The organism is Corynebacterium sp. L4757 (assembly GCF_043673995.1).
Classification (GTDB): Bacteria; Actinomycetota; Actinomycetes; order Mycobacteriales; family Mycobacteriaceae; genus Corynebacterium.
This window is the reverse complement of record NZ_JBIMEN010000005.1, coordinates 96,525-122,692: the sequence shown is the minus strand read 5'-3', so window position 1 is coordinate 122,692 and position 26,168 is coordinate 96,525. Positions and strand designations below refer to the sequence as shown.

At 54.9% G+C, this 26,168-nt stretch carries 22 protein-coding genes and 1 pseudogene; 12 read left to right on the top strand and 11 right to left on the bottom strand.

Annotated elements, in window-relative coordinates; all coding sequences use genetic code 11:
• Window positions 1-220: 220 nt before the first annotated feature.
• Window positions 221-694 carry an SdpI family protein gene (locus ACG98I_RS07725; RefSeq protein ID WP_394719765.1) on the bottom strand — a complete coding sequence of 158 codons (474 nt, stop codon included), beginning with the start codon at window positions 692-694 and terminating at the stop codon, window positions 221-223.
• Window positions 695-878: 184 nt separating this feature from the next.
• On the opposite strand from ACG98I_RS07725, the gene ACG98I_RS07720 reads away from it, so the two are divergent.
• Complete coding sequence (locus tag ACG98I_RS07720; protein WP_394719764.1) at window positions 879-2,228, top strand: dicarboxylate/amino acid:cation symporter; 1,350 nt, start codon at window positions 879-881, stop codon at window positions 2,226-2,228.
• 166 nt (window positions 2,229-2,394) lie between these two features.
• On the opposite strand, the gene trpA is transcribed toward ACG98I_RS07720, so the two are convergent.
• The 6 genes from trpA to ACG98I_RS07690 all read right to left on the bottom strand — a co-directional run bounded on the left by trpA (window position 2,395) and on the right by ACG98I_RS07690 (window position 9,219).
• Window positions 2,395-3,258 (bottom strand): tryptophan synthase subunit alpha, encoded by an 864-nt coding sequence (gene trpA, locus ACG98I_RS07715; protein ID WP_394719762.1) that lies wholly within the window; start codon window positions 3,256-3,258, stop codon window positions 2,395-2,397.
• Window positions 3,259-3,260: 2 nt separating this feature from the next.
• Window positions 3,261-4,493 carry a tryptophan synthase subunit beta gene (gene trpB, locus ACG98I_RS07710; RefSeq protein ID WP_394719761.1) on the bottom strand — a complete coding sequence of 411 codons (1,233 nt, stop codon included), beginning with the start codon at window positions 4,491-4,493 and terminating at the stop codon, window positions 3,261-3,263.
• 15 nt (window positions 4,494-4,508) lie between these two features.
• Entirely contained in the window at window positions 4,509-5,993 is a 1,485-nt protein-coding gene (gene trpCF, locus ACG98I_RS07705) for a bifunctional indole-3-glycerol-phosphate synthase TrpC/phosphoribosylanthranilate isomerase TrpF (RefSeq protein ID WP_394719759.1), read from the bottom strand.
• The gene (gene trpD, locus ACG98I_RS07700; protein WP_394719757.1) at window positions 5,983-7,002 is read right to left on the bottom strand and encodes an anthranilate phosphoribosyltransferase; all 1,020 of its coding nucleotides are present in this window, start codon (window positions 7,000-7,002) and stop codon (window positions 5,983-5,985) included. The genes trpCF and trpD overlap by 11 nt, the downstream gene beginning before the upstream one ends.
• Window positions 7,003-7,063: 61 nt before the next feature.
• Window positions 7,064-7,702, bottom strand: a complete 639-nt coding sequence (locus ACG98I_RS07695) for an anthranilate synthase component II (protein ID WP_394719756.1) — start codon at window positions 7,700-7,702, stop codon at window positions 7,064-7,066.
• Window positions 7,699-9,219 (bottom strand): anthranilate synthase component 1, encoded by a 1,521-nt coding sequence (locus ACG98I_RS07690; protein WP_394719754.1) that lies wholly within the window; start codon window positions 9,217-9,219, stop codon window positions 7,699-7,701. The genes ACG98I_RS07695 and ACG98I_RS07690 overlap by 4 nt, the downstream gene beginning before the upstream one ends.
• A 420-nt stretch (window positions 9,220-9,639) precedes the next feature.
• Between ACG98I_RS07690 and ACG98I_RS07685 the strand changes: the two genes are divergently transcribed.
• The 7 genes and pseudogenes from ACG98I_RS07685 (at window position 9,640) to ACG98I_RS07655 (ending at window position 14,657) form a co-directional block, all read left to right on the top strand.
• The gene (locus tag ACG98I_RS07685; RefSeq protein ID WP_394719752.1) at window positions 9,640-9,846 is read left to right on the top strand and encodes a type II toxin-antitoxin system RelE/ParE family toxin; all 207 of its coding nucleotides are present in this window, start codon (window positions 9,640-9,642) and stop codon (window positions 9,844-9,846) included.
• A gap of 370 nt (window positions 9,847-10,216) precedes the next feature.
• Complete coding sequence (locus ACG98I_RS07680) at window positions 10,217-10,414, top strand: hypothetical protein (protein ID WP_394719751.1); 198 nt, start codon at window positions 10,217-10,219, stop codon at window positions 10,412-10,414.
• A 374-nt stretch (window positions 10,415-10,788) separates the two neighbouring features.
• A complete protein-coding gene (locus tag ACG98I_RS07675; RefSeq protein WP_394719749.1) occupies window positions 10,789-11,814 on the top strand; it encodes an ABC transporter substrate-binding protein in 1,026 nt (341 codons plus the stop codon).
• Window positions 11,811-12,683, top strand: coding sequence for an ABC transporter permease (locus ACG98I_RS07670; protein WP_394719747.1), 873 nt, complete (start codon window positions 11,811-11,813; stop codon window positions 12,681-12,683). Before ACG98I_RS07675 ends, ACG98I_RS07670 begins: the two co-directional genes overlap by 4 nt.
• Window positions 12,676-13,464 carry an ABC transporter ATP-binding protein gene (locus ACG98I_RS07665; protein ID WP_394719746.1) on the top strand — a complete coding sequence of 263 codons (789 nt, stop codon included), beginning with the start codon at window positions 12,676-12,678 and terminating at the stop codon, window positions 13,462-13,464. The genes ACG98I_RS07670 and ACG98I_RS07665 overlap by 8 nt, the downstream gene beginning before the upstream one ends.
• Before the next feature lie 284 nt (window positions 13,465-13,748).
• Window positions 13,749-14,123: pseudogene (locus ACG98I_RS07660) on the top strand (EamA family transporter); the annotation flags it as partial.
• Window positions 14,124-14,147: 24 nt separating this feature from the next.
• Complete coding sequence (locus ACG98I_RS07655) at window positions 14,148-14,657, top strand: DMT family transporter (RefSeq protein ID WP_394719937.1); 510 nt, start codon at window positions 14,148-14,150, stop codon at window positions 14,655-14,657.
• Window positions 14,658-14,680: 23 nt separating this feature from the next.
• Here ACG98I_RS07655 and ACG98I_RS07650 read toward each other — a convergent pair whose 3' ends face one another.
• Window positions 14,681-15,916 carry a helix-turn-helix domain-containing protein gene (locus ACG98I_RS07650; protein WP_394719744.1) on the bottom strand — a complete coding sequence of 412 codons (1,236 nt, stop codon included), beginning with the start codon at window positions 15,914-15,916 and terminating at the stop codon, window positions 14,681-14,683.
• A gap of 149 nt (window positions 15,917-16,065) precedes the next feature.
• Here ACG98I_RS07650 and ACG98I_RS07645 point away from each other — a divergent pair, with 149 nt between their 5' ends.
• From ACG98I_RS07645 to ACG98I_RS07630, 4 genes are all read left to right on the top strand, one after another.
• Window positions 16,066-17,736 (top strand): alpha-keto acid decarboxylase family protein, encoded by a 1,671-nt coding sequence (locus ACG98I_RS07645; RefSeq protein WP_394719742.1) that lies wholly within the window; start codon window positions 16,066-16,068, stop codon window positions 17,734-17,736.
• 93 nt (window positions 17,737-17,829) lie between these two features.
• The gene (locus tag ACG98I_RS07640; protein WP_394719740.1) at window positions 17,830-18,870 is read left to right on the top strand and encodes a histidinol-phosphate transaminase; all 1,041 of its coding nucleotides are present in this window, start codon (window positions 17,830-17,832) and stop codon (window positions 18,868-18,870) included.
• A 165-nt stretch (window positions 18,871-19,035) separates the two neighbouring features.
• Window positions 19,036-20,193 carry an LLM class flavin-dependent oxidoreductase gene (locus ACG98I_RS07635; RefSeq protein ID WP_394719739.1) on the top strand — a complete coding sequence of 386 codons (1,158 nt, stop codon included), beginning with the start codon at window positions 19,036-19,038 and terminating at the stop codon, window positions 20,191-20,193.
• Window positions 20,193-20,759: an NADPH-dependent FMN reductase gene (locus ACG98I_RS07630; RefSeq protein WP_394719737.1), complete on the top strand. Its 567-nt coding sequence runs from the start codon at window positions 20,193-20,195 to the stop codon at window positions 20,757-20,759. Before ACG98I_RS07635 ends, ACG98I_RS07630 begins: the two co-directional genes overlap by 1 nt.
• On the opposite strand, the gene ACG98I_RS07625 is transcribed toward ACG98I_RS07630, so the two are convergent.
• The 3 genes from ACG98I_RS07625 to ACG98I_RS07615 are packed head-to-tail and all read right to left on the bottom strand — an operon-like array spanning window position 20,756 to window position 26,089.
• A complete protein-coding gene (locus tag ACG98I_RS07625; RefSeq protein ID WP_394719735.1) occupies window positions 20,756-21,289 on the bottom strand; it encodes a type 1 glutamine amidotransferase domain-containing protein in 534 nt (177 codons plus the stop codon). The two genes, ACG98I_RS07630 and ACG98I_RS07625, sit on opposite strands and share 4 nt — an antisense overlap.
• Before the next feature lie 49 nt (window positions 21,290-21,338).
• Complete coding sequence (locus tag ACG98I_RS07620; RefSeq protein ID WP_394719733.1) at window positions 21,339-23,513, bottom strand: YhgE/Pip family protein; 2,175 nt, start codon at window positions 23,511-23,513, stop codon at window positions 21,339-21,341.
• Window positions 23,513-26,089: a YhgE/Pip family protein gene (locus ACG98I_RS07615; RefSeq protein WP_394719731.1), complete on the bottom strand. Its 2,577-nt coding sequence runs from the start codon at window positions 26,087-26,089 to the stop codon at window positions 23,513-23,515. Before ACG98I_RS07615 ends, ACG98I_RS07620 begins: the two co-directional genes overlap by 1 nt.
• Between the last annotated feature and the right edge of the window lie 79 nt (window positions 26,090-26,168).

Below are 26,168 nucleotides of genomic sequence, written 5' to 3'. Positions count from 1 at the left end.
GTGGCCACTCCTTTCAGAATCAATATTTCTATTGTCCAAAGGCAGCAGGTGGATCCCTTCGGCATCCCATTTTGAGATGTGACACACATTTTAGTCAGAAACTAGCCTATGTCATTAGAACATAATTCCGACACTTGATTCTGGGGATTGTAGGTCCGTAACCAGCACAAAGGCCCGGTACCGAAGTACCGGGCCTTGAGGGTAGGGAGATTATGAGAGCCTACTTGGGGTTATCAACGTTCTTTACAGCGTCACGTAGGGCTTCCATATCGACCTGAGGTGTGTCTCCTGCAGAGCCACAGCCGCCGGAACCACAATTGCAGCCACCTTCGGAGATGCATCCGCTGTCTTCTTCACGTGCCTTGAGCGTGTAGAGATGTGCCGCGCGGGCTCCCAAGTTTGAACCAACGGAGATAGCAATGAAGCCAATGATGGCGGTGGCTACCGGGATGAGCCACAGCCAACCGCTGGCGCGGAAAGCAGCCAAACCGCCGAAGAGGAAGGCGACGCCCGCCAGAATCCATACGGGACCGGCAACGACGTGGGAGCCATCCCATGCTTCCTTAGAGCGGCGAACATCTGGAATTCGGAGCCCGAAATACTTATTGCCCGGAAGACGGCGGGCGGTGGCGAGTCCACCAAAGACCAGCCAATACAGGGAAATGATAAGGAAGATTATTCCGACAGCGACCATAAACCGTATTCTAATCCCGAATGAGGGTAAATACCCAACTAGAGGCTATTAGAAACAGCTATGAGTGGGATACCATAGTTGCGCGTCGCGGGACAGGTATGAGCTGCCGCAGCGACAAATCCTTGTCAATTGCCGCGCTCTGGTGGACCACCGGCGTGGCTCCTCGTTCATAGAATTGAAAACGATGTCTAAGTCTAAAGTGACGGACTCGCTGTTGTTCAAGATCATCATTGCGATCATTCTTGGCATCATCGTGAGTCTTTTCGCCCCTGAATGGTTGGGCCGTACCTTCGCGACATTTAATGGTCTGTTCAGTAACTTCCTGAACTTCTTCATTCCTGTCTTGATCTTTGCCCTGATTGCACCGGCAATTGCTGGTTTGGGCAAAGGCGCAGGAAAGTGGCTTGGGTTTACCGCAGTGATAGCTTATGGCTCCACCATCATTGCCGGCTTTCTCGCCTACGGTACGGCGCAAGCGTTGTACCCAACTCTTTTGGGCAACCAGTCCCTAAATCTCAATGTGTCTGATATCGATGAAGGTGCGGTTGCACCTTTCTTCGAGGTTGAAATGCCGGCCCCATTCGATGTGATGACTGCCCTGCTACTGGCATTCTGTATTGGTGTCGCGATGACTGCCGTGAAGGCAGATACCATCTACAAGGCGTCGAAAGAGCTGGAAGCAATCGTCATCAAGGTCATTTGGGGCTTTGTGATTCCTTTGCTGCCGATTTATATCTTCGGCATGTTCCTAGGCCTAGGCATGAATGGCAACCTGATGGATGTCCTTTCGGCCTTCGCCAAGGTTCTGGTCCTCTCTGTCGTGATGACCATTCTCTATGTCGTGCTCCAGTACGGTATTGCTGGCGCAATCACGGGTAAGAACCCATTCAAGGCACTGAAGACTATGCTGCCTGCTTACTTCACCGCACTGGGTACTTCTTCTTCCGCCGCGTCCATTCCGGTCACCCACCGTTCTGCGTTGAATAATGGAATCTCTAAGCCGATCGCTGGCTTCGTTATCCCACTGTGCGCGACTATTCACCTCTCCGGCTCAATGATCAAGCTGACGCTTTATGGCTTCGCGGTTGTCTATCTTGCAAATCTGAACGTTGGCTTAGGTGTTGTCATGGGCTTCATCTTCCTGTTGGGCATTATGATGATTGCGGCTCCAGGTGTTCCTGGCGGTGCAGTGATGGTTGCGGTGGGTCTGATGAGTGACATGATGGGCTTCGATGACTCGATGATTGCACTCATGATCGCTGCCTACATCGCCGTTGACTCCTTCGGTACCGCAGCGAATGTTACCGGTGATGGTGCGATTGCGATGATCATGGATCGCTTTGCCCGGAACAAGATTGATGAACTGGATAACCCAGAGAACCTGCTTGGTGAGGACGGCTATGAAGCTGAGTTCATCGATAAGGGTGAAGGTACTGAGACGGTCTCATCTACTTCTCAAGCGACTTCCGGTTCTGAGTCTACTTCCGATCCACATGGAGACCCCACGGACTCCGGAAAACGCAGCGATAATTAGTCTGCCACTTCCTTAATCTCGGAGCTTCTAAGCAAGAAAAAGTCCCTGTTTCTCTTCCCCGCGCTTTGCGGTGGGAGCGAGAAACAGGGACTATTTTGATCCCAGAATTCGCAAGTATTACAGAAGATTATTTCCGGGTACCGTGCGCTAGTCGACGCGGCAGCGGCTAACGCTTAGTCGCGGCCTTCATGGAGCTGACGTACTCGGTGAGTTCTTTCTTAAGACCGTCGAGGTCGGTGACAGAGGCTGGCGATTCTTCGGTTTCACGTGAAACATAGCCATTGACAATCTTGGTGATTGCGGAGCCTGTGATGGCACCTGCAGCGCCGGCTGCCACGGCGTCGGCTACGTGCTGCGGGGTGGAAATGCCAAAGCCAAGCAGTGCTGGCGCGCCGTTGTAGCGATGGATATTCGCCACTACCTCATCCAGGCCGAGCGTTTCCGATGCGACCTCGGTGCCGGTGACGCCGTCGCGGGAGACAGCGTAGATATAACCCTTGGAGTACTTTGCAACTCCTTCTAGGGTGCGCTCAGAGGCACGTGCAGGGGCGATGAACACTGGAGCGACACCGGCTTTCTCAGCAGCCGCTGAGAATGGGGCGCCCTCGCGGACAGGGACATCGGGAAGCAAGATGGCATCTGCACCCGCTGCGCCAAATTCCTCGTAAAAGGTCTCAAGTCCGCGGGTGAAAGGAACGTTGCCGTAGATGAGCATGCCGATTGGTGTGTCGGGGAACTCTTCGCGGATCTGGCGAACCAGGTTCAGGCAGCCATCGACGGTAGCGCCATTGTCCAGAGCGCGGATGTGGGATGCTTGAATCGTGGGGCCATCAGCCACAGGATCAGAGAATGGGACGCCCAGCTCGAGGACGTCTGCGCCCGCGGCAATCACCGTGCGGATGATTTCTATGCTGTCCTCAGGATTAGGATCGCTGAGCATGATGAAAGGAACAAAGGCGCCTTCATTCTTAGCATCGAGTGCAGAGAAGAGCGCTTCGAAGCGAGCAGCGCCATCACGTGTAGCAGTCATGGTTAGTTCTTCTCCTCGGTGATGATGTCTTTGTTGAGAACCAGTTCTGGATTCTCCTCTAGGGTGCGGCGCACGTGGTCAATATCTTTGTCGCCGCGGCCGGACAGTGAGACCAGGATGTCGATGTCCTCATCCTTGCGCTTGAGAGCGTATGCGAGGGCGTGGGAGGACTCGAGGGCCGGGATGATGCCCTCTTGCTGCGACAGCAGCTGGAAGGCGTGAAGCGCCTCAGCATCGGTGATTCCGACGTACTTTGCGCGGCCTGTCGCGTGTAGATGCGCGTGCTGTGGTCCGACGCCTGGGTAGTCTAGGCCTGCCGAGATGGAGTAGGACTCCTCCACCTGGCCATCAGCATTGCGCATCAGGTAGCTGCGGGCACCGTGCAGGATGCCGATGGTGCCATTATTGATGGTGGCGCCATGCTTGCCGGAATCTAGGCCTTCGCCGCCGGGTTCAGCACCGACGAGCTCCACGCCTTCTTCATCAATGAAGTCTGCGAACATGCCGATGGCGTTGGAGCCGCCGCCAACACACGCGACAACGAGGTCTGGCAGTCCACCGATGCGCTCCAGCATCTGTGCCTTCGCTTCAGTAGAGATGACGCGGTGGAATTCACGCACGATGGTTGGGAATGGGTGTGGGCCAGCCGCGGTACCGAGTAGGTAGTGCGACTCGTGGAAGGTTGCGGTCCAGTCACGCAGAGCCTCGTTCACGGCATCCTTGAGGGTGCCAGAACCAGAATCAACTGGAACCACCTTGGCGCCCATCAGTTCCATACGGAACACGTTTGGCTGCTGGCGGGCGACGTCTTTAGCGCCCATGTAGATGACGCACTCAAGATCAAGCAGTGAACACGCCAATGCGGTTGCGGTGCCGTGCTGACCAGCGCCCGTCTCCGCGATGATGCGGGTCTTGCCCATGCGTTTAGCCAACAGTGCCTGGCCCAGAACCTGGTTGGTCTTGTGTGCTCCACCGTGCACAAGGTCTTCACGCTTTAAGAAGATGCGTGCCTTGCCACCGAGCTTATGCACCTCGGTAATCGGCGTTGGACGGCCCAAGTAATCACGCAGCAGGTCCGCGAGTTCCTTTTGGAAGGAGTCATCTTCCATTGCGTCGACGAAGGCCTGCTCCAGCTGATCAAGAGCTGGGATGAGAGACTCGGGAACGAATTGTCCGCCGAATTCTCCGAAGTACGCCGGAAGCAAGGTCTCCGACGGCTTGGTTGATTCAGTCATTGTGAGGAAATGTCCTTAAAAGTGAAAGTGTCGGATGATATCGAATGCGCGGGCAATCAGGCCGGTGTCTTTCACGGCCTTTTTTGTTTCCAGCCCAGAGTTCAGGTCAACGCCGAGGGTGCCAACCTTGAGAGCCTCCTCCAGATTCTGAGGGGCAATGCCGCCAGCCAAGAGTGCGGAACCCAGAACCTCTTGAGGAACCGTGGTCCAGTCAAAGCTGGTGCCCGTGCCGCCGTCGCCGGAATCCAGCACGACGAGATCGACTGCCTTATCCTCGATCAGCGCCTGCGCGAGCGCGGGGCCATCAGCGTGGGTCATAGAGACTGCACGCCAGATTTGTAGACCACTCTCCTGCTCCGCACCGAAGTCGAGGTCCTCATCCTTGGTGGAAGCCACGGTGATTCCAGCGTCCTTGACTTCTTGAACGACTGCATGGATGAAGTCGAGCTCGGCTTCGATACTGCCTTGGTAAGGCGCGTGGAGCTGTAGCGCGGTCACGCCCTCGATGTCGGCAAGCTCAGCCCAGCCCTTGGTGCGTCGAGAGACCGCGACGTAGTCCAGGTCTGGTTCGTGGGCGATGATATCTTCGGCGGTTTCACGTGAAACATTGCGCGAAGAAGCTTCTTCGAAAACGAGACCGCCGTAGACAGCGCCCGCCGCGCGGGCGGCCTGGGCAGCAGACCACGTGGTGAGTCCGCAGACCTTGTTGTGGCCATAGACCAGTTCGCGTGCTGCTTTATCGATGTCGGGTGTCGAGGTGAGCTGTGAGCCGACCAGATAAGCATTGGAGTGTCCGCCAAGCGCGCGTACCGTCTCGTTATTACGGATGCCGGACTCGGAAACTACCACGGCGTCATCGGGAAGCAATGCTGCCAGGGTTTTGGAACGGCTGAGATCGATGCTGAGGTCGTGGAGATTGCGGTGGTTGACGCCGAAAATCTTTGCACCCAGACGAATGGCACGCTCTACTTCTTCCTCGCTGATAACTTCAGTAAGCACGTCCAGGCCGAAGCGATGTGCTTCATCCTGCAGGCGGGTGTACTGCTCATCATTAAGAACGGAGAGCATGAGCAAGATGGCATCAGCGCCGAAGTAGCGGGCGGCGTGAATCTGGACCTCATCCACGATGAAGTCCTTGCACAGTACCGGAAGGTGTGAAGACATCGCGACGGTTTGCAGGTGGTCATAATCGCCACCGAACTTCTCTGGCTCACAGAGCACGGAGATACCCGCGGCATACCGTGAGTAGATGCGCGCGATGGCACCTGGCTCATAATGCTCACGAATCAGACCGAGTGATGGTGAGGAAGACTTGCATTCCATGATGAATGCATTGGTCGCGCCATGCAGGTTGTCATAAAGCGAGCGCGTGGAGCGCGGCAGGCTATCCACATCCACGTGAGCAATGCGCTTAGCGATGTCCTCTAGGTGCGTACGGCGGGTTGTAACAATGTTCTCGAGGACCGTTGGTAGTCCCGACTTCTCATTATTATTTGGCATAGTTGGCCTCCTCGTGACGCTGCAACCAATCTTTCACGGTGCCATCGGCAAGCAAGCCCAAAGCCTTATCGGTGCCTTCCTTGAAGCTGTCTGCACGGCCGGTCAGATAGAACATGGCACCAGCATTAGCCGCAATCGCGTCGCGGTGTGCATCTGGCGCGGTGTTGTCAAAGATGCGGCGCAGGTGCTCAGCGTTCTCCTTGCCATCACCGCCGGTTAGATCCGACAGCTGGTGGGTGGCTACGCCGAAGTCCTCCGGGTTGACGGTGTATTCAGAAATCTCGCCGTCGCGCAGTTCCCAGACCTGGGTTGGGCCATGGACTGCGATTTCATCAGTGCCTGCGCCGTGCATGACGATGGCACGGGTGCGGCCAAGTTCCTTGAAGACCTCGGCGATGGTGCGGCCTGCCTCCGGGTTGGCAACGCCCATGATCTGGAATTCAGGGCGTGCTGGAGAAAGGATAGGGCCCAGAGAGTTGAAGATGGTTGGCACCTTGATAGCGCGGCGAACCGGCATCACGTGAGCAACCGCTGGGTGGTAAGCCGGAGCGTAGAGGAAGGTGAAGCCGGACTCTTCGAATTGGCGGACCGCACGATCGACGTCCAGATCAAGTGGGATATTTAAAGCCTCAAGTACATCCGCGGAGCCGGATTTGGAGGAAACCGAACGGTTACCGCACTTGATGACCTTCGCGCCGCCTGCGCCCGCAACCAATGATGCGCCGGTGGAGATATTGATGGTATTGGTGCCATCGCCACCGGTACCTGCTGAGTCCAAGATGCCCTCGCCGGTGATTGGGAAGGGACGGGATGCGTTAATGAATGCCTTGGCGGCGCCAGCCAGGTCCGCGAAGGTCTCCCCGCGGGTGCGGATGGTGGCCAGCAATGCTGCGATTTGAATATCGTCATACTCACCATTGGTCAGTGGGTAAAAGACCTCATAGGCCTCCTCCACCGTTGGTTCGTGATTATCCAGGAATTTCATCAAAGCGTCGAGCTGTGTTGCCATGAGCTTAAGTGTCCTTTCTAGTTACTAATAGATACTCTAATAAATGCGGTTTAACGTGGCGTTAATGAAGTGCGGGCGCAGGTGGTTGAGATTGCAAGAGCTTGTTGATGCACCGCTCCAGCATGATGGGACCGGCTGGAGTGAGTACTGACTCAGGGTGGAATTGCAGACCCAGTGCCATGCTGTCATCGGTCTCAGCGGCCATGATGATGTCATCAATGAAACCGAGTGCGTGCAGGCCCTCAGGCAGATTCACGCAACCGAGTGAGTGATAGCGCGCAATTGGAACGTGGGTTCCCACATAGTTGGGTTGGTCTGGTTCCACATCAGTGGTCAGTCCTTCGAAGACAGGATGTTTCGCGCCCGCCTGAGTGAGGAACATGGTGTCTGTGGAGCCGTGGACCGGACCACACGGTGCCACTCTCCCACCGTGATATTCCAGCAGTGCCTGAAATCCGAGGCAGATGCCCAGGATGGGGATCTTGCCCAGGCAGGTGTCAATGAGCTCCATCATGCAACCGGCATCAGTCGGGTGACCCGGGCCTGGGGAGAGCACAATCATGTCTGGGTTCTGATCCAGGATTTCCGTCACAGTGACGGTATTGCGCATAACCACGGTGTTATAGCCGGAGAGGGCATCAACAAGGTTATAAACGAAAGAATCGTGATTATCTATCAGTACAACTTTTGGGTTGTTCATCGGATGACCTCCAGGGTGGCGTTATCAGCGGCGGCAATCGCGTGCAGAACCGCGTATGCCTTGTGCAAAGTTTCATCGGCTTCAGATTGTGGAACGGAGTCACGGACAACGCCAGCACCCGCCTGAACAATGGCCGTCTGGTTTTTGATGTAAGCGGAACGGATGACAATGCAGTTATCCATGGAGCCATCGCCGCGCAGGTACCCCACTGCCCCACCGTAGGAACCGCGGCGCTTCTTCTCGGTATGGCGAACCAATTCCATGGCGCGTAACTTCGGTGCACCGGTAAGAGTGCCCATGTTCATGCATGCGCGGTAGGCATCAATCGCATCAAAGTCTGGGTGGAGTTCCGCCACCACGCGGGAGACCAAGTGCATGACGCGGGAATAGCGGTCCACTTGCAGCAGGTCGGCGACGCGACGGGTTCCGGGAACCGCGACGCGGGCCAGGTCATTGCGTGCTAAGTCCACCAGCATGGTGTGCTCAGCAACTTCCTTGGTATCAGTGCGCATGTCCAGCTCATTGCGAATGTCCAGCTCATGCGTGGCACCACGCGGGCGCGTACCTGCGATGGGGTAAAGCTGCACCTCACGGGTATCAGCGGAGAACTTCAGGTTCGACTCTGGGGATGCACCAATGAGTTCATAATCCGCGCCGCGGATATAGAACATATAAGGAGAAGGGTTGGTCTCTCGCAGCTTCCGGTATGCAGCAAACGCATCTGGGCAGTCCATGCTGAAGGACCGCGCCGGAACGACCTGGTAAATATCGCCCTCATAGATGTTGTTTTGCAGCTCAACCACGTGCTTGCGGAAGTCCTTATCCGGAATATCGGCAGTGACCTGCACGGTCTTTTGCTCACCTGCGTCATTGGTGCTGTCCGCATCGGCTGGTGCATTCACGAGTGCTTCTGCTGAAGCGAGGTGCGCATCTAGGCGTGCTTGAAGTGCAGATTCATCCACATCAACGCCGTGCAGAACTATGTTCTGGTTGAGGTGATCCACGTGCAGCAGAGTCTGCGCAACGATGAACTCATAGTCTGGGTATTCATTCTCACCATCGGTGACCTCAGGAAGAACCTCAAAGGTATCGAGGTAGTCATAAGCAAAGCCGCCGCCTAAGAAAGGAAGCATCTTATGTTCATAACCTGCATCTAGCTGCAGTTTACGCAGAACCTCTGCATTAGAAATGGCCTTCAGGCGACGGCGTTCATCACTGTCTGTGGAGGGGGTAAATTTAAATTCCCCTGGCGCAATCACGTAATCGGATAATTGCTCTTCCAGACGGTTAAGGATTGCTTCCCCGGTGCTATTAAGAACCGTGGTCTTTACACGCTGCCCGTGGCACGTGACTTTGAGAGCAGCGTCAACAACGGCCAGGCACTGGACGTTTTTCTTGGACTCAATGTCTGCTGATTCCAGCAGCATGGAGTCATGTTGAGTAGCTAAAGCATCAAAGAGTGCGGCTGCATCTGTTGTGTATGGCAGCTGCTGTGATGCGGTATGAAATCCGGTCATAGCGTGTTAATTTTCTTTCGCGACTGTGGTTTTTAAGAGGTTAAAGGGTGTTTATAACTCTTCAGTGCCGCGGTCTACGCCGGTTAGTTGTCCGTTTAAGACAACGAAAGGCCCGCAACACTGCGAGCCTGTTTATTGGGTAAAGCTTGAGAAAAGGAAGCTTAAGAGGGCCCGCGGATTACGCGCGCCACCACCAAGTGTTTAAGGTGCTTAAGTTCTTCATGATGAACACTGTAGCACTACCTTTCAAAGAATGGGATCTGGATCCCGAAAATTATTCTTGCTGCACCCCCGAAGTGCGGAGTACTGAGCTTCGTACCCCGTATTCCCGTACGAACCAAAGCTTAGAAGCTGCCTTGGTGATGGCAGTGCCCTTATGTGTTCAGGCATTGAATCAAACCGGGTGGCGAAAAGCCCCGCGTGTACATAGTTGCATATCATGCCACTGTTGACACATGGCTACAGTGGGGAAGAGCCCCGACCCATGGCGTTAAAAAGCTCTCTGGGGAACAGACCGCGTGGCGCATCCATGTTGGCGATTACCGCGTGATCTACGACGTATTCGATGCCGAGCTGGTGGTGACCGTTGTTCGTGCTGGACACCGCCGCGAGGTCTACGATCGCTGATAAACGGCCATCAAAAGACAGTGGAATATGCGCGGGTATCTTGTCTAAATCGTCTCAGTCGCGTGCTTAACTCACTTCGGGAATCTAGTTCTGAATCCCGCTAGCTACCCAAAACTTGGTACTTGCTAACTCAGCATTTCTCCCCAGCATGGAACCGGAAACTGTTGTAAAAATGACTCTGTAGTGCACGTTTATGAGCATAGTACTTAACTCCGTACTCAACATAGTACTTCTCAGTAAAAGTACGGAGTTAACTACTATGTTGAGTACGGAGTTAGTTGCCGGGCTTGGAACTCCCCCATGAGGGCCTGATATCTCGGGCTGAGAGTAGGTTTGGATGTATTACGTAGAGGGGTAAAGGAGTCGCAAGATGTGGGTTGAGAAGAATTATTTGAGGCGCCTCACCTTCGGGTTTCTGCTCATTTCCGTGAGCTTGGGCGGCCTGGCTGCCAACGGTGCAGTCCTGGGGACCCTGGTGGTGGGGGCGACATGGGTCGTTACCGCGTTCAATGTGATTAAGTACAGCCGTGCCTATGTGCGGCAGCTTGAAGCGGCTTCCGCTCCTTAATCGTTTCCTCTACGTTCTGCATGACGGGGGCATGACCGACTGGTCATGCCCCCGTCTGGGGTTGATTTAAGAATTCCTTACTGACCGTTAGGACAGTTAAATCGGGGTCTGAATAAATGTGTGGCAGTCTCATGAGCTGCGTGTTATGTGACTTGCATTACGCAAGTGTCTCCGTCGTCGACAGTGGCTGCGGAATTAGTTTGCCGAAAGCGTATTGAAAGCCCTGCTTAAACGCTAGGTTTAGAGCTACCGTACTGGTTTTACATAGGGAACTTTCAGCCGCAGATTAGCAAGGCTTTATCCATTGGATCTTGTTCGGCTTGATTGGCTGAAGTTGCCTGTGACTTCCCTTCGACACATAAGGAAGCTCTCACATGACACACATTCGTTTCTCAAAGCCTTCCCGCACCAAGACCATCATCGCGGCGCTCTCGGCGTCTGCGTTGGTATTGGCAGGCTGTTCATCAGAAAGTGGCGATGATGCTGCCGCTGGCGACGACGCCGCAGGTGGCGATGACGCCGCCGAAAGCTACTCCATCGGTATCAACCAGCTGGTCCAGCACCCGGCACTGGACGCCAGTGCCGTCGGCTTCAAAGCTGCATTTGAAGAAGCAGGCGTTGAGGTGGAATGGGATGAACAAAACGCCAATGGTGAGCAGTCCACTGCGGTGACCATCGCCCAGCAGATGGCAAATGCTGACCATGACCTCTACTTGGCCATCGCGACCCCTGCCGCGCAGGCGATGGCACAATCCATTAGCGACGCTCCCCTACTGTTTACAGCTGTGACCGACCCTGAGGCAGCCGACTTGGTGGAATCCAATGATGCGCCCGGCGGCAATGTCACGGGTACGTCTGACATCGCGCCGATTTCTGATCAGGTGGATCTGCTGAAGGAGTTGGTGCCCGACGCGCAAACCATCGGTGTGGTTTACGCCTCTGGCGAGGTCAACTCCCAGGTGCAGGTGGATGAATTGACCACCGTGGCTGAAGAGTCTGACATGGACGTCACCTCCCAGACGGTTACCTCCGTAACCGAAATCCCTCAGGCTGTCCAAGCGCTCGGTGACGTGGATGCCATCTATGTTCCTACTGACAACATGGTCGTATCCGGCATCGCATCCTTGGTCAACGTTGCTAATGACAACCAGATCCCAGTTATCGGCGCTGAAGCCGGCACCGTTGAAGGTGGCGCGGCAGCAACCTTGGGTATTGACTATGAGCAGCTTGGCCGCCAGACCGGTGAGATGGCTTTGCGCATCCTCCAGAATGGTGAAGAGCCAGCATCCACCCCGGTGGAGACCGCTAATGAATTCACCTATGTGGTTAACCCAGAGGCAGCTGAAGCTCAGGGTATTGAGATTCCTGAGGCAATTTTGGAAGAGGCTGAGACCGTATGATCGGTGCAGTTGAGCTTGGACTCCTCTACGCCGTGATGGCGGTGGGAGTCTATCTCACCTTCCGTGTTCTTGATTTCCCCGACCTGACCGTTGATGGCAGCTTCACCACTGGTGCGGCCGCCGCTGGCGTTCTCATTACGAATGGCGTTAATCCATTCATCGCCACACTCGTCGGTTTTGCCGCTGGCTTCATTGCCGGCTGTATCACTGGTCTGCTGCACACCAAAGGCAAGATTGATGGCCTGTTGGCCGGTATCTTGACCATGATTGGTCTGTGGTCCATCAACTTGCGCATCATGGGTGGTGCGAATATTCCACTGCTGAGCCAGGACTCTGTGTTCACTCCTCTGGATGGCATCATGGGCACCTGGGTGGGTGTCGGCATGCTTATCGTTGGCGCGGCTATCTTGGTCATGATCATCGTGTGGTTCCTGTCCACCGATTTGGGCTTAGCGCTGCGTGCTACTGGTGATAATCAGCAGATGATTACCTCCTTCGGCGTATCCACCGATTTCACCAAGACATTGACCCTGGCTCTCTCTAATGGCCTGGTTGGTTTGTGTGGTGCTCTCATCGCCCAATTCCAGGGCTTTGCGGATATCTCCATGGGTGTTGGTCTCATCCTGGTTGGTTTGGCATCCGTCATCGTGGGTCAAGCAGTCATCCCGCAGCGTCGCCTCTGGCTGGTTGTGGGTTCGGTGGCGCTCGGTGCAGTGCTTTACCGCCTCATCATTTATGCGGCATTGACTGTTGGCCTGAACCCGAATGACATGAAACTGATTACCGCGCTCTTGGTCATCGCCGCATTGCTATTGCCGAAGATCACGGGCAAAGCGCCAAAGATTGCGGGAAGGAGGCTGAATGCTTAAGATTAACGGCATTTCCAAGACCTTCTTCCCCGGCACAGCGAATGAACGCAAAGCGCTTGTCGATGTCTCCCTGGACCTTGCGCCCGGTGATTTCGTCACCGTGATTGGTTCCAACGGTGCGGGCAAGTCCACCTTGCTCAACTCGATCTCTGGACGTCTCATCGCAGATTCCGGTTCCATCACGATTGAGGGCAAGGATGTCTCCCGCCAACCTGAACACAAGCGTGCCAAGGTTGTTGGCCGTGTATTCCAGGACCCCATGGCAGGTACCGCCCCGAACCTGACTATCGAAGAAAATCTGTCGCTCGCGTATTTGCGTGGAAAAGGCCGTGGGTTGAGCTTAGGGCTCAACGCTAAACGCCGGAGCTTCTTCCGTGAGCAACTCACGACCCTGGAGCTAGGGCTGGAAAACCGCATGGGGGCTAAGGTGGGTCTTCTCTCTGGTGGGCAGCGCCAGGCCCTGAGCCTACTTATGGCCGGATTTACTAACCCAGATGTCATGTTGCTGGATGAGCACACCGCTGCTCTTGACCCGCAGCGCGCAGAGCTCGTCACAACTCTGACTGAACGCATTGTCTCCCAGGGCAAGCTCACCACGCTGATGGTCACCCACAACATGGCGCAAGCAATTCAGGTGGGCAACCGCCTGATTATGATGCACGATGGCCAGATCATCTACCAGGCGTCAGAAGAGGAAAAGAAGCACTTGACGGTAAAAGACCTCATGGCTGAGTTCTCCAAGATCAAAGCTGAAGCCTCTGACCGCACGATGCTTCAGTAGGTGTAGTTCCTTTCGCCCCTTTTCCTTTTCATCTCTGTTTCACATAGGTCCGGCCCTCCTTGCCTTAAGCGAGGAGGGCCGGACCTATGTTTCACGTGAAACCCAGCGAATGAAGATGCTTAGTAGGATGGCGAGCTAAAGCTTGTCCTGCGGCGCGAGGCTTTCAAATCGGCGTTGGTCACAAGGTGCAGATTATGTTTAGCAGGGTGTGGGAGGAAGCATGGAACCCAGTGACATCGTGATGCAGCGCCGTCCCCGCACAGAGCTCTCTTGCCGGCGTTGCGGCGATCATGGTGACAGCCATCCTTTGGGGTACCACTGGTACCGCGGCAACCTTTGCGCCTGATGTCGGCCCGCTTGCAATTGGCGCGGCAGCCCTCGGCGTGGGTGGTTTACTCCAAGGACTTATTGCTATTCCCGATCTCCACCGGCACCACATTGCCCTACGTCAACAAACGCGCCTCATCCTCATTGGTGCCCTAGGTGTCTTCATCTATCCCCTGGTGTTTTACAGCTCCATGCACCTCGCCGGTGTTGCCGTGGGCACAGTGGTTTCCTTGGGATCTGCGCCAATCGCTTCTGGAGTGATGGAATGGCTCATCGATAGCCGCCGCCCCACCCACCGCTGGATGGCCGCAGCAGTTCTGGGCATTGGCGGTAGCGCCGTGTTGTGTGTTGCCAAGATGAGCGATGCACCAGATGGCATGGCGGGGACTATCGGTGGGGTTGGTCTAGGGCTAGTCGCTGGCGTGACCTATGCGCTGTACTCCTGGAGCGCTTATCAGATGATGAGTCGCGGCATTGGTCGCGCTGCCGCGATGGGGTCCATCTTCGGGCTTGGCGGTTTGGCCCTTGTTCCGGTTTTGCTGATTACTGGTGCGCCACTGCTAGCAAGCGCGCAGAACTTTGCGGTTGGTGCATACATGGCACTCGTGCCCATGTTTATTGGCTACGTGCTCTTTGGTTATGGACTGAGCAAAGTAAGTCCCAGTACGGCCACCACCATCACGCTTGCTGAGCCTGCCTTGGCCGCGGTGCTGGCCGTTGTCATTGTGGGCGAGCGCTTGCCGATGTTTGGTTGGCTCGGACTTTTCGCTATCGCCCTATCGTTGGTTGTTCTCACTACGGCGACGAAGACAACCTCTTCCCGATCAGAGGTGGTGCCGCTGGGACTGCCACATGAAACCCACTAGTGCCCAATCTTGTTAAGGGAAGGCTACTGGTCAAGGGCTGCGTGTAAGCGGAGAGCGACATGCAGGCAGGCGCTGGTCCAGCCATCATCCAGTGTGCCTTGTGGCATGAGTGCACGGGCTTTTTCCAAGCGATAGTGCAATGTCGCCCGGTGGATGAAGAGTTTCTCCGCAGTGGTGGTGACATTGCGGGCGTGATCGAGGTACTCCAGTACCGATTGCCAGATAATTTCTGATTCTTGTGCAATGAGTTGTGCCGCTGCTGGAGATATAGCCGCAACTGTTGCGGATGTAAGTTCCCAACCGAGCAGCAGCCGCCATGCTCCAGCCTCTTCCCAGGTGAGGTGTGGAATTCCCCGCAAGGCTGCCACGGTAGCCATAAAACTTGCGCGCCGGGCGCTATTGCGAGCTCCGCTGAGCTCATTCATGATCGAGGTTCCACGTGAAACAATGTCAGCGCCGACAGCTACTGCAGCCGCGCGGACGGTGTCAAAGAGTGCTTCGGAAACCTCATCGTCATCGGCGCGCTCAATGATGGTGAGACCATCGTGGGTGTCATTAAGTAGGTATGGCCTGCGCCCACGAAAGCGCAATAGCTCCAGCATCAAACGCTCCGGAGCATCCGCGCCCGGCGTCCGAGGTGAATCCTTCGTGGCATCCTCAATGGTCAATTGGTGGACCCTGATGGTTCCTTTGCGTGGAAAGAGATTGTTATCAACTGCCTGTGCCAAAGACCCGTCTAATCCCAATAGGACATCACGGGTAATCTCACGCATATTTGCCACGCGTCGGATAGAAGTCTCATTGCGTGCAGCCATCAAATCAATGATCGGCTGGCAATAGCCGCGGATGACCTCCAATTCATCCACGGCAAGTTGCGGTGCATCGATGACCCAAATGTGCCCACAGAGAGTGTCCCCGTCCCATAGAGGAACGCAGAGCCTGGGCAAGAGATCGAATTCTTCATGGGAAGGAAGCCGAACCGGTTGGCGGGATATTTGCACTCCGTTTTCTACCAACCACGGAATGGGTGCCGGGTCGGGTGCTCGGTGCAGCACGTTGAACACGCGCGCGTTGTCCACTTCGCCGTACTGTGGGCTTGAGCAAAACGCGTAGAACGCGGGTGTATCCACCTGTACGGATCGTTGAAGCTTATGCGCGAGCTCATCAATCAATGTCTGGATTTCACCCAGCTGTGCCGCCGCGGGTGGCAGCCCCGGGGTCTCAATGTCAGGAGATGAATGTCGTTGAGTGCTGGCCATGGTCAAAGTCTTCCACACTTTGACATATGTCGAAGAAGTTCGTGCGTTTTGTCTAGTGACATTGAAAGTGATGTGAAGCACAATGGTGGATAGTGAGGTGCTTAATGCACTCAAAGCGGCATGTTCAAGCGTGATTCATGGAGGAAAATATGCGCACCACAGTTGGTGATTTCATTGTCAGCAGGCTCAAGGAGTTGGGAATTTCGCACATCATCGGTGTGCCAGGAGACTTCAACTTAAGCTTCATTGAGCAAATTAATGATGCGGAAGATATTGAGTTTGTCGGTGCGTGTAATGAGCTCAACGCCGCTTATGCCGCGGATGGCTATGGCCGGCAGCATGGCGTGGGTGCGCTTTTGACCACCTATGGCGTGGGTGAGCTTTCGGCTCTCAACGGTATTGCCGGCGCACGCGCTGAGCACGTCCCCATGGTGTCATTGGCAGGCGCTCCCCCGCTGTACTCGACCGAGTATCGCTGGAACCTCCACCACTCTTTGGCTGATGGCGACTTTGAAAACATGCTGGATGCCATCGCACCGTTTACGGGCACTGCCGTGCGAGTAACGCCGATGAATGTCGTCGAAGAAGTCGACCGCGCCCTGCACATCTGTCTGCGCGAAAAGCGCCCGGTGCACATTCAAATTCCATCCGATATCACGCACCTGGAGATCGAAGCGCCAGATGCGCCATTCAACAGGAAGCTTCCTTCTTCTGATCCGGAGCGCCTCGAGGCTGCTGTCACCCATGTGCTCGAGCGCATCGCTGAGTCCAAGAAACCAGTATTCCTGTTTGACCAGGACACTGACCGTCACGGTTTCACGGAAAAGTTCCGCACCTTGGTGGATAAGCTGCAAATTCCTTATTCTCAGTTAACCTCAGGAAAGGCCTCGCTGTCCGAGTGCGACGGCCTGTTCTTGGGCTCCTACAATGGCAAGGCTTCCGCGCCGGGCGTGCAGAAGACCGTTGAGTCCTCTGACCTGCTCTTTACCACCAACCCGCGCTTTATTGAGGTGAACTCCGGTTCCTTTACCCACCACCTGCCGGATGAGGCAATCATTAATTTCGGCGACCAGCACGTCAACGTTGGTGGTGAGTTCTACACCGGTATCAATACTCTGGAGTTCCTCGATGAACTCATCGCACGTACGAAGGCTTCCCGGAAAAAGAAGAAGGAACCATTTGTCTATGACGAGTGGGAGATCGATGAGAAGGCACCGCTGACGCATGCGCGTATGTGGCCACGGTTTGCTCGCTTTCTGGAAGAAGATGACACCGTCATCGCGGAATCAGGAACCTCCCACATTGGTCTGACTCCGGAGCGTTTGCCCAAGGGTGCTCGGTACATCAACTCCCCTATCTGGGGCGCTATCGGCTTCACGCTTCCGGCCCTACTGGGCAGTATGTTGGCTAATCGCGAGCGCCGCCACGTGCTGTTTATTGGTGACGGTTCCTTCCAGCTCACCGCGCAGGAATTGTCTACCATCTTGCGTGAGGACCTAAGGCCAATCATCGTTCTGGTCAACAACAAAGGCTACACCATCGAGCGTTACATCCTGGGCATGGATGAGAAGTACAACGACATCGCCGATTGGAAGTACGCCGAACTGCCGAAGGTCTTCGTGCCGGATACAACCATGGTGTCCTATCAGGCACGCACCGAAGGCGAGCTCGAGGAGGCTCTAAAGCAGATCAGCAACTCAGATGCAGGTGCCTTCTTAGAAGTCCATCTCGACGCCAAGGACGCGCCACAGGGGCTGAAGGCCTTTGGCCCAATGACTGCGGAGTTTGACTTCGGTCCACGCGGCCCCCGCAATCCATAAGGTGGGACGGATCATCCACGGACTAGGATGGAGCTATCCGTTGATGACATCGCTCGTCATATTTGGCACAAGAGAAAAGGTGAGTTTAAAGAAATGATCAGAAAAGATCTCGAAAGCCTTCCAGCGTACGTTCCTGGCGCGCGCATGGATGATGCCGTCAAGTTGTCATCCAATGAATCGTCTCTCGCCCCACTACCGGCTGCAGCTAAAGCAATGTCTGAAGCGGCAGCGGGCGTGAACCGTTACCCGGATATGGGAGCGGTGGAATTACGTACTCAGTTGGCAGCGCACTTGGGCGTGGAGTTTGAACAGACTGCTGTCGGTGCAGGTTCTTCGGCGTTGTGCCAGCAGCTTGTGCAGGCAACCACGACCGCTGACAATGAGGTTGTATTCCCATGGCGTAGCTTTGAGGCTTACCCGATCTTCGCGCAGGTCGTCGGCGCAACTCCTGTCCCAGTAGCGCTCACGGCGGGGCAGGCAGTCGATCTAGAGGGCATTGCTGCAGCGGTTACTGAAAAGACCAGCCTCATTTTTATCTGCAACCCAAATAACCCTTCGGGTACCACCATTTCCAATGATGAATTTGAAGCTTTCATGGCGAAGATTCCTTCCAACATCGTGGTTGGACTGGATGAGGCTTATTTTGAGTACAACCGTGCTGAGAACCAGCCCGTTGCTACGGAAGTCATCACAAAGTATGACAACGTTGTTGGCCTGCGTACGTTCTCTAAGGCTTATGGCCTGGCTGGCGCGCGCGTGGGCTACGCTTTCGGCCCGCAGAACATTATCGAGGCCGTTAACAAGGTGGCTATCCCCTTCTCCGTGAACTCGGTTGCGCAGGCTGGCGCTGTTGCCGCGTTGGAGGCGAAGGAAGAGCTTAAAGAGCGTATAGATGAAGCCGTCATCGAGCGCGCCCGTATCGTCGACGCCTTGTCTGCGTGGGGTGCAATCCCTTCTGAGGCTAACTTCGTTTGGTGCCCTAAGGATGCGCTTTCCAAGCAGCCACAAGAGCTTGCCGCCTTGCTTGCCGATGCCGGCGTCCTTGTCCGCGCATTCCCCGAGGGCATCCGAATTACGTCCACGACTGCCTTCGAGACAGATGTTCTCCTTAAGGCTATTGAGTCGGTTTCTTAATTAGTCCGACTTTTCCAGGGGTCAACCCCACAAGAGTTTTCTGTGAGGTTGCCCCCTTTCGGGTTAGGTGACATGTCACAATGGCGAAGTAGAGGGAATGTTCACTCTGAGCTACTCATTGAATTAGTTAGTAAACGCCTTCAATGAACTGAACAAGGAACCGCCGTGACTGTCGCATCTAACCCTATGCACGAATTTGGCTTTGACAAAGGTCAAGGCTTAGAAATCGGTATTTACACACTCGGTGATCATCTCCCGAACCCTGTTGATGGCTCACGGGTGAGTCCCAAAGAGCGAATTCATGAGTTCATTCGCTATGCCCAAGCCGCCGAGCAGGCAGGGCTAGACTTCTTTGGCCTTGGTGAATCGCATCAAGAGTACTTTGCATCCCAGGCCCACGCGGTCATCCTAGGAGCAATCGCGCAAGCGACTTCGACGATGCGCATTGGTAGCTCATCAACGATTATCAGTACCTCGGACCCAGTTCGGGTTTATGAGAATTTCTCCACGCTGGATCTCATTTCCGATGGCCGCATTGAGCTTGTTGCTGGTCGGGCATCTCGGGTGGGACTCTTTGAACTCCTAGGTTATGACCTGCGGGATTATGAAGAACTCTATGAGGAGAAACTAGAACTATTGCTTCAGATCAACCGTGAGGAATCCGTGACCTGGTCAGGTAAATTCCGAGCGCCGCTTAATGACGCTGAAGTTATCCCACGCCCAGCTGAGGAACGCCTTCGCATCTGGCGTGCAGTTGGAGGTGCGCCCGGAAGCGCCATTAAGGCAGGTCTTGCTGGAGTGCCCATGGTCATGGCCCACCTTGGCGGAACCACCTCTATTTTCAGCCGCACTGTTGATGCGTACCGTCAGGCAGCCGCACATGCAGGCTATGACCCTTATACGCTCCCGATTACTACTGCGGGCTTTTTCCATGTGGCAGAAACCTCCCAGAAGGCGTTGCAAAATACGTACTACCACACGAATGAAGGCATGATTCGTGTCAACGGCCAAGGCATGTCCAAGCAAATGTATGCCCAAAGCGTGGACCCAATGAGTATCGCGAACCTCGGCAGCCCACAGCAGGTGATTGAGAAGATCTTGCACCAGCATGAGGTCTTTGGCCACCAGCGTTATATTGGCCAGATTGATTTTGGCGGCGTCGCATTTGATGACGTTATGAAGCAGATTGACATCCTCGGTGAGGAAATTCTGCCTGCTATCCGCAAACACACCGCGACTACCCCGTTGAAGTCATCGGGAGAGTCCACAGACAAGACCAGCATTAAGAACAGCCTTAATGAGAACACCGAAGGAGAAGACTAGTGCGTGTCGTACTGATTTCTGGTTCGAATGTGGGCACCACAACTCGAACAGTCATTAACCGTTTGCAGCAGGAATTCGATGAATATGACTCGACGATTGATGTCCACGTTATTGATTTAGCGGAAGTCGAAATGGTTTTTGCCGATGGTCGCAACTACCTGGAATACACGGGTGATACGGGTCGGATTGCGCGCGAAATTATGGAAGCGGATGCGCTCATTATCGGCACACCTATCTTCCAAGCTTCAATCCCTGCGGCACTAAAGAATGTCTTTGATGTACTCCCAGCCAACGCCTTCCGAGACAAAGTCGTTGGCATGTTCGCTACCGCAGGATCTGCCAAGCACTATTTGGTGTTGGCACAGCAGCTTCAACCGATCCTGACGTACATGAAGGCCCAACTTGTTCAGCCCTATGTATTCGTCGAAAGCGCGGATGTACTGCGTGGTGAAATAGTAAACCACGATGTCATCCAGCGACTTGGCCGCATGGTGGAAGATGCCGTGGTGTTGACGCAGACCTATCAAAGGATCCGCGAAGAGAAGGAAGCCTCTTACGGCTTTTAGTGCTCACCTTCTGCGAACTCTTCGACGATCTTCGCATTAAATGCTGGTAGATCATCAGGGGTGCGGGAGGACACCAGGCCGTTATCGGTGTGGACTTCCGCATCAACCCAAGTAGCGCCTGCGTTGATCAGGTCGGTCTTGATGCTTGGGAAGGAGGTGAGGGTCCGGCCTTCAAGCACATTGGCATCGGTAAGAATCCAGCCGCCGTGACAGATGACGCCGGTGGGCTTGCCTGCTGCGAAGATATCAGCCACAAACTTTACGGCATCGCCGTCCATGCGAATCTTGTCGGCATTGCCGGTGCCGCCTGGAAGAATCAGCGCATCAAAATCTGCGGCATTAGCTGCTGCGGACGTGGTGTCCACTGCAACCTCGGTGCCATTCTTACCAGTGATGGTGGCGGCTTCGGTAGAGATGATGGTGACTTCCGCGCCAGCTTCTTTGACGGCCTCCACTGGGCTGATTAGCTCAGAATCCTCGAAGCCATTGGTTGAGATAACGGCTACCTTAAGGTTGCTTAGTTTTGCCATTGTTGCTCCTCCTTAAATGGGGACTATCTCCTGATAGTTCCCAGTCTAACTACATCATCTTGGTCTTCGCCAGAGCTTCATTCAGGCTGGATGTGTATTTGGCAAAAGGCTTGCGTAGCACAACGCCGAGTATCAATGCTGGAATGATGAACAGCAGCAAGGTTGCAAGAGCAATCCAGTAATCGGCCTGGTAGATTCCTGCAATGGCAGCGCGGAATGCGCGAACGGTATAGGTTGCTGGAAGCCACGGACTGATGTTCTGGAACCACTCTGGAAGAAGTTGTAGTGGGTATGAACCACCGGCGCTGGAAATTTGAATGACCAACAAGAACACCGATAGTGCTTTACCAGCATTACCTAGTGCCACCGTGAACGCATAAATCAAGAGCATGAAGATGATCGATGTCACCCAACCGGCTAACACCAATAGGAATGGATGGGCCGGTTCTATTTTGACGAAGAAGATTAAGCCCAGTGTTAGCAGCGTAGATTGGGCCAATCCAATGAGAGCGAAAGTGCCGTAGCGTCCAAAGTATTTCGCCAAAGGGCCGATCTCTTCGGGTTCAGTTTCTGCTTCTGGATTGTTGGACTCGCTGGTGATCGTCTCAGATACGGCAGTGTCTTCAGAGTCGTCGACAGCGTCGTCGTTTGTGCGGCGACGCTTGGTGAGCTTTGCGGCGACATCGGTACGCAATGCCACCGCGGCTAAGATGCCGCCAACCCAGAGCGCGAGGGTAGTGTACAGCGGGGTCATGCCAGTGCCGAAGCTTGTGACCGGATAGATGGCTTGGCGGTCAACCGTGACGGGTGAAGCTAGGATCTGGGCAAAGGCATCTGGGTCATCGCCGACCATGTTGGCCAATTCAGAAAGGTCACCGGTTTCGCCAGCGGTGCTGATGCGGTCACGAAGAGCGTTAAGGCTAGTGGCGTTTTCATCGAGGGTATCGCCAACATTGTTCAAGGCTTGGCTGGCGCCGGTTAAAGACTCAGTGTTGAGCTCAATGTTGCCCTCGGGCAATTCAATGGTGTCGCCGATTCCGCGCAGGGTCTCCCCTAGTTCACTTATCTGATCGCGAATGCCGGAGTTGCGAACATCATCGATGGCGCTTGCCGCTTGGTCTAGAGACGAGAAATCGGGGCGCTCGGGGCTGTCGGACTCGGCGGCCGCACGAAGGCGATCGCGGACGCTTTCTTGCGCGGCGATGGCCTCATCGAGTTGGCCTCGTAAGGTCGCAGCTTCGGCCGGTAGTACCGGGCGAATTCGAGAATCAACGGTCGCCTTTAGACCGTGGTAGGCATCGATGTTGAGTTGAACATTATCGGCCAGAGTATTCAGTGTTTCCGAACGGGTTTCACGTGAAACATTGGCGGTCTCGTAGAGAGCATTGATGCGCTCTTCCACAACAACATAGCTTTCGCGGGTGGCGGATAGTGCGCCATCGAGGGCATCGGAAGCACCGGTGATATCCCCGGCGTTACTTTGTGCAGTCTCAGGAAGTTCAGGCAACGGAGCATCGATGATGCGTTGAGCACTTTCTATCAGCGGAATGGTGGACTCGGCCAGCTCTCCCATGGTTCGGGCGGTGCGCGCGCCATTGCGTAGTTGCGTTTGTAAACCTTCAGCGCGAGCTTCAATCCGGTTCAGAGCATCCTGGGTGTCATCTTGATCAAGGAAATCAGACAGTGATGTCACCAGCCCCAGCGAGACATCGCCCACGGTGCGGGTAAAGGTTTCAGAAATACTCGTGGATAGCCCTTGCGCTCCTTGATTAGCAATAGTCGGCGCTAGCGCATTCTTTTTCTCATTGGTGTGCAGCGCAATCTCTGCTGGCGAAGAGCCATCGGCATAGAAAGTCAGCATGTCATCGGAAAATGACTCCGGCAGGATTATGGAAGCGTAATACTCACCGGATCGGGTGCCTTCCAGGGCATCATCAGCGCCGGTGATTACCCAATCCATTTGGTCATTGGCGCGAAGTTGTGAAAGCACTTGCTCACCAACGTTGATGTCAATAGGGAAAAGATCGCTGGTGTATCCGGTGTCCTCACTAGCCACGGCAATCTTTAGGTTTTTGGTATTGCCAAAAGGATCCCAGCTGGCCAACACATTGAACCAGGTAAAAAGCAGTGGAATGAGGATGAGAAAGAGAATCAGGCAAGAAGCCATCACACTGCGGCGTACTTTGGTGATGTCATTTTTGATGACAGAAAGAGCATCGCGCATTAGTTCTCCCCTTCCTTGGTGCCGCTGGCATTGGCGATGTCAACGGTGTGCAGGCCAGCAGCTTGGGCAGAGACGGACTGCTGCAGAGCCTTCTCATCGAGCTGTGCGATCTCTTCAGACTGCTTGAGGGATTTACGGATGTAGTCAAAGGTGATGACTAGAGCCATGAGTAATAGAGTCCAGGCAGTCCACAATCCTAGAAGCAGCGCCTTTGAATCTGGCACTACCCATGCGGCGATGGCGAGAGCGATGATGCCGGCTACGCCGATGCCCGCGGTGATGTGGATGCGGCGGGTATAGCGTTCAGCTTCTTCCTGGATTCCCCTGGCAAAATCCTCGCGGTCCTCGAGTGCGCGGGCAATATCCGCGAGTCGGTAGCCATTGCCCACCACCTGAACGTTTTCAGATTCAATGAGTTCGCTCTTTGCCATCTCACGATTGAAGACAATATTGAAATGTCCCAGGTTCTTACGCATGAAGACACCAAGAATGAAGGCAACGGTCCCCATGAGCGCAAGCATGCCCATAAATTGTAGGTAGTGGGTGCCATAGAACCCACCGATGGTCTCACGTAGAGCATCAATGCCGTAGGAGAAGGGAAGGAATGGATAGATGGCTTTAAAGAATCCTGGCATGAGCTCGATGGGATAGAGCCCTGATGCGCCAGGGATCTGCATGATCACCAGCAGTACGGCGATGAATTTACCCACTAATCCCAGTGTGGAAGCCAGCGCATAGATGATGCTGAGATAAGCCAAGCCGACGAGGATAGCGGTCCCGATGAACGCGACGGCATTCACGGTTTGCACGCCAATGATGAGATTGCCGGTGGTCACGATGATGGCTTGGAGCGCAACCATTATTGCCATGAGCAGAAACCGCCCGATATAGGCTTGGCGGACGCTCACGCGCTTGAGGCCTTCAGTATCTACCTCGACGCGGAAGACAACCAGCAGCATGAAGGCGCCGATCCAGAGCGACAGGTTAGTAAAGAGCCCAGCCATGGCGGAACCATAGGAATTAACCTCATAGACCGGTTCGCTGTTGATGGTCACCGGTGAGGCAAAGAATTCGCCGATGTCTTCAGGATTAAGACCGGTAACGGTGCGCAATGCCTCAGAGTTGGAGGACGCAGTCAACGCCAGAATGTCGCTGCGGACATCTTGCACGTCGTCCTCAAGGCCCGCCAGGGTCAGATCGAAATCATCGAGTGCCCCGCGGGTAGATTCCAGCTGCGCCACTACCCCATCGATCAGGTTATTCGCTTCCCCTAGGGTGGTCCTTTGGCCTTCCAAAGAGCCCGCGAAGGCTCCTGCAGTAGAGCTTAAATTACTCAGCGCGCTATTAAGCGCAGGAATCCCGCCGCCTACTGCATCACGCAATGCTTGCGATGCAGTCTGAGTATCCTGGGCAGCCGTGTCAATGGCATCGGCGGCCTGCGATACGGCATCGACGGTGAAGGCGGTGTCGGAGCCAAGCTGGGAGACATCGGCAATCAATTGCTCACTCGCGGCGTTGCCGGCCTCCAGACGCTGCAAGGTCTCTTCCAGTGGTGCGGCAACATCCGGGCTAAGCCGATTGTCATTGAGCAAGCCTTGAACCTGCGCGATGGCGGCGTCACCAGCGGCGATGGCATCGCCGGTTTGTTTGCTTGCGGTATCCAGCCGCCCGCTGGTCTGCTGCAGCATGGCATTGATATCAGCAACAGATGCGCGTGCCGATGCCGTCCCTTCCGCTACTGCCGTTGTTCCCTCCACGAAGGCTGATGTGGTCTGGTCCGTAAAGTTGGCCATCTCCGACTGTACGGTGGCGGCCAGGTCCTGGACCTGTGTGAGTGCATCCTGGCTCTCCACCAGCGCTTGGTCGATGGAAGAAATGGTGTCTTTGGCCCCGGTCATGGACGTCTCAGCCTCGCTGAGGCGCGAGGCGAAATCATCCAATCCTCCACGTGTGGATTGCAGGTTCGCTGCGGTTTCGCCGAAGGAAGAATTTGTCGAATCGCGTGCATCAATGATGGCGTCCTTTAGAGACTTACCCTCATCACTGATCGTGGTTGCGGCCGCCTTCGCTATCTCCTGCTTGAGAGCCGAGGTGATTGCTTGATCGACCCCGGTAGCGCCGGTATCAGTGATCTGTGGGGCAATGGCGCTGGACTTCTCATTAACCCGGTACTCCAGCGCGGGACGGGATAAGGTGCCTTCAGTTATGGCTAATAGATCCGCGGTGAAATTCTCCGGGATAATGATGGTGGCATAGGTATCCCCGCGTCTGAGCTGGTCCTCTGCGGTCTGAGCGTCTTGAATTTGCCAGCCCAGTTGGTCATTGTCCTGCAGCTGTTCGGTTATTTGCTTACCCACATCTAAGTGCCCAATGGCATCAGAATTACCGCCTAGGTCCTCATTGACCACGCTGACTTTGATGTTTTCTGTATTGCCGTAGGGGTCCCAGAAGGCCGCAATATTGAACCAGGAATACAGCGCTGGGACAACAAGCATGCCGATCAAGATGATCCAGGCTTTGGGCACTCGCCCAAGCCGTTTCAGGTCACGGGTTAAAATCTTCCAACTTGTGCGCACGCAGGTGAGTCTACTCAGGAGTAATGATGCATGTTAACCACAACAAAGAACTAAAGTACTTTCTGCAATGAATTACTTT

Excerpts from the sequence above, each read along its gene's own strand:
- ACG98I_RS07640 (WP_394719740.1), top strand. The coding sequence starts at position 17,830 with ATGATCAGAAAAGATCTCGAAAGCCTTCCAGCGTACGTTCCTGGCGCG.
- ACG98I_RS07655 (WP_394719937.1), top strand. The coding sequence starts at position 14,148 with ATGAGCGATGCACCAGATGGCATGGCGGGGACTATCGGTGGGGTTGGT.
- ACG98I_RS07665 (WP_394719746.1), top strand. The coding sequence starts at position 12,676 with ATGCTTAAGATTAACGGCATTTCCAAGACCTTCTTCCCCGGCACAGCG.
- trpCF (WP_394719759.1), bottom strand. The coding sequence starts at position 5,993 with ATGCCAAATAATAATGAGAAGTCGGGACTACCAACGGTCCTCGAGAAC.
- ACG98I_RS07680 (WP_394719751.1), top strand. The coding sequence starts at position 10,217 with ATGTGGGTTGAGAAGAATTATTTGAGGCGCCTCACCTTCGGGTTTCTG.
- ACG98I_RS07620 (WP_394719733.1), bottom strand. The coding sequence starts at position 23,513 with ATGCGCGATGCTCTTTCTGTCATCAAAAATGACATCACCAAAGTACGC.
- ACG98I_RS07670 (WP_394719747.1), top strand. The coding sequence starts at position 11,811 with ATGATCGGTGCAGTTGAGCTTGGACTCCTCTACGCCGTGATGGCGGTG.
- trpD (WP_394719757.1), bottom strand. The coding sequence starts at position 7,002 with ATGGCAACACAGCTCGACGCTTTGATGAAATTCCTGGATAATCACGAA.
- trpA (WP_394719762.1), bottom strand. The coding sequence starts at position 3,258 with ATGACTGCTACACGTGATGGCGCTGCTCGCTTCGAAGCGCTCTTCTCT.
- ACG98I_RS07645 (WP_394719742.1), top strand. The coding sequence starts at position 16,066 with ATGCGCACCACAGTTGGTGATTTCATTGTCAGCAGGCTCAAGGAGTTG.
- ACG98I_RS07650 (WP_394719744.1), bottom strand. The coding sequence starts at position 15,916 with ATGGCCAGCACTCAACGACATTCATCTCCTGACATTGAGACCCCGGGG.
- ACG98I_RS07725 (WP_394719765.1), bottom strand. The coding sequence starts at position 694 with ATGGTCGCTGTCGGAATAATCTTCCTTATCATTTCCCTGTATTGGCTG.
- ACG98I_RS07720 (WP_394719764.1), top strand. The coding sequence starts at position 879 with ATGTCTAAGTCTAAAGTGACGGACTCGCTGTTGTTCAAGATCATCATT.
- ACG98I_RS07690 (WP_394719754.1), bottom strand. The coding sequence starts at position 9,219 with ATGACCGGATTTCATACCGCATCACAGCAGCTGCCATACACAACAGAT.
- trpB (WP_394719761.1), bottom strand. The coding sequence starts at position 4,493 with ATGACTGAATCAACCAAGCCGTCGGAGACCTTGCTTCCGGCGTACTTC.
- ACG98I_RS07675 (WP_394719749.1), top strand. The coding sequence starts at position 10,789 with ATGACACACATTCGTTTCTCAAAGCCTTCCCGCACCAAGACCATCATC.
- ACG98I_RS07695 (WP_394719756.1), bottom strand. The coding sequence starts at position 7,702 with ATGAACAACCCAAAAGTTGTACTGATAGATAATCACGATTCTTTCGTT.
- ACG98I_RS07625 (WP_394719735.1), bottom strand. The coding sequence starts at position 21,289 with ATGGCAAAACTAAGCAACCTTAAGGTAGCCGTTATCTCAACCAATGGC.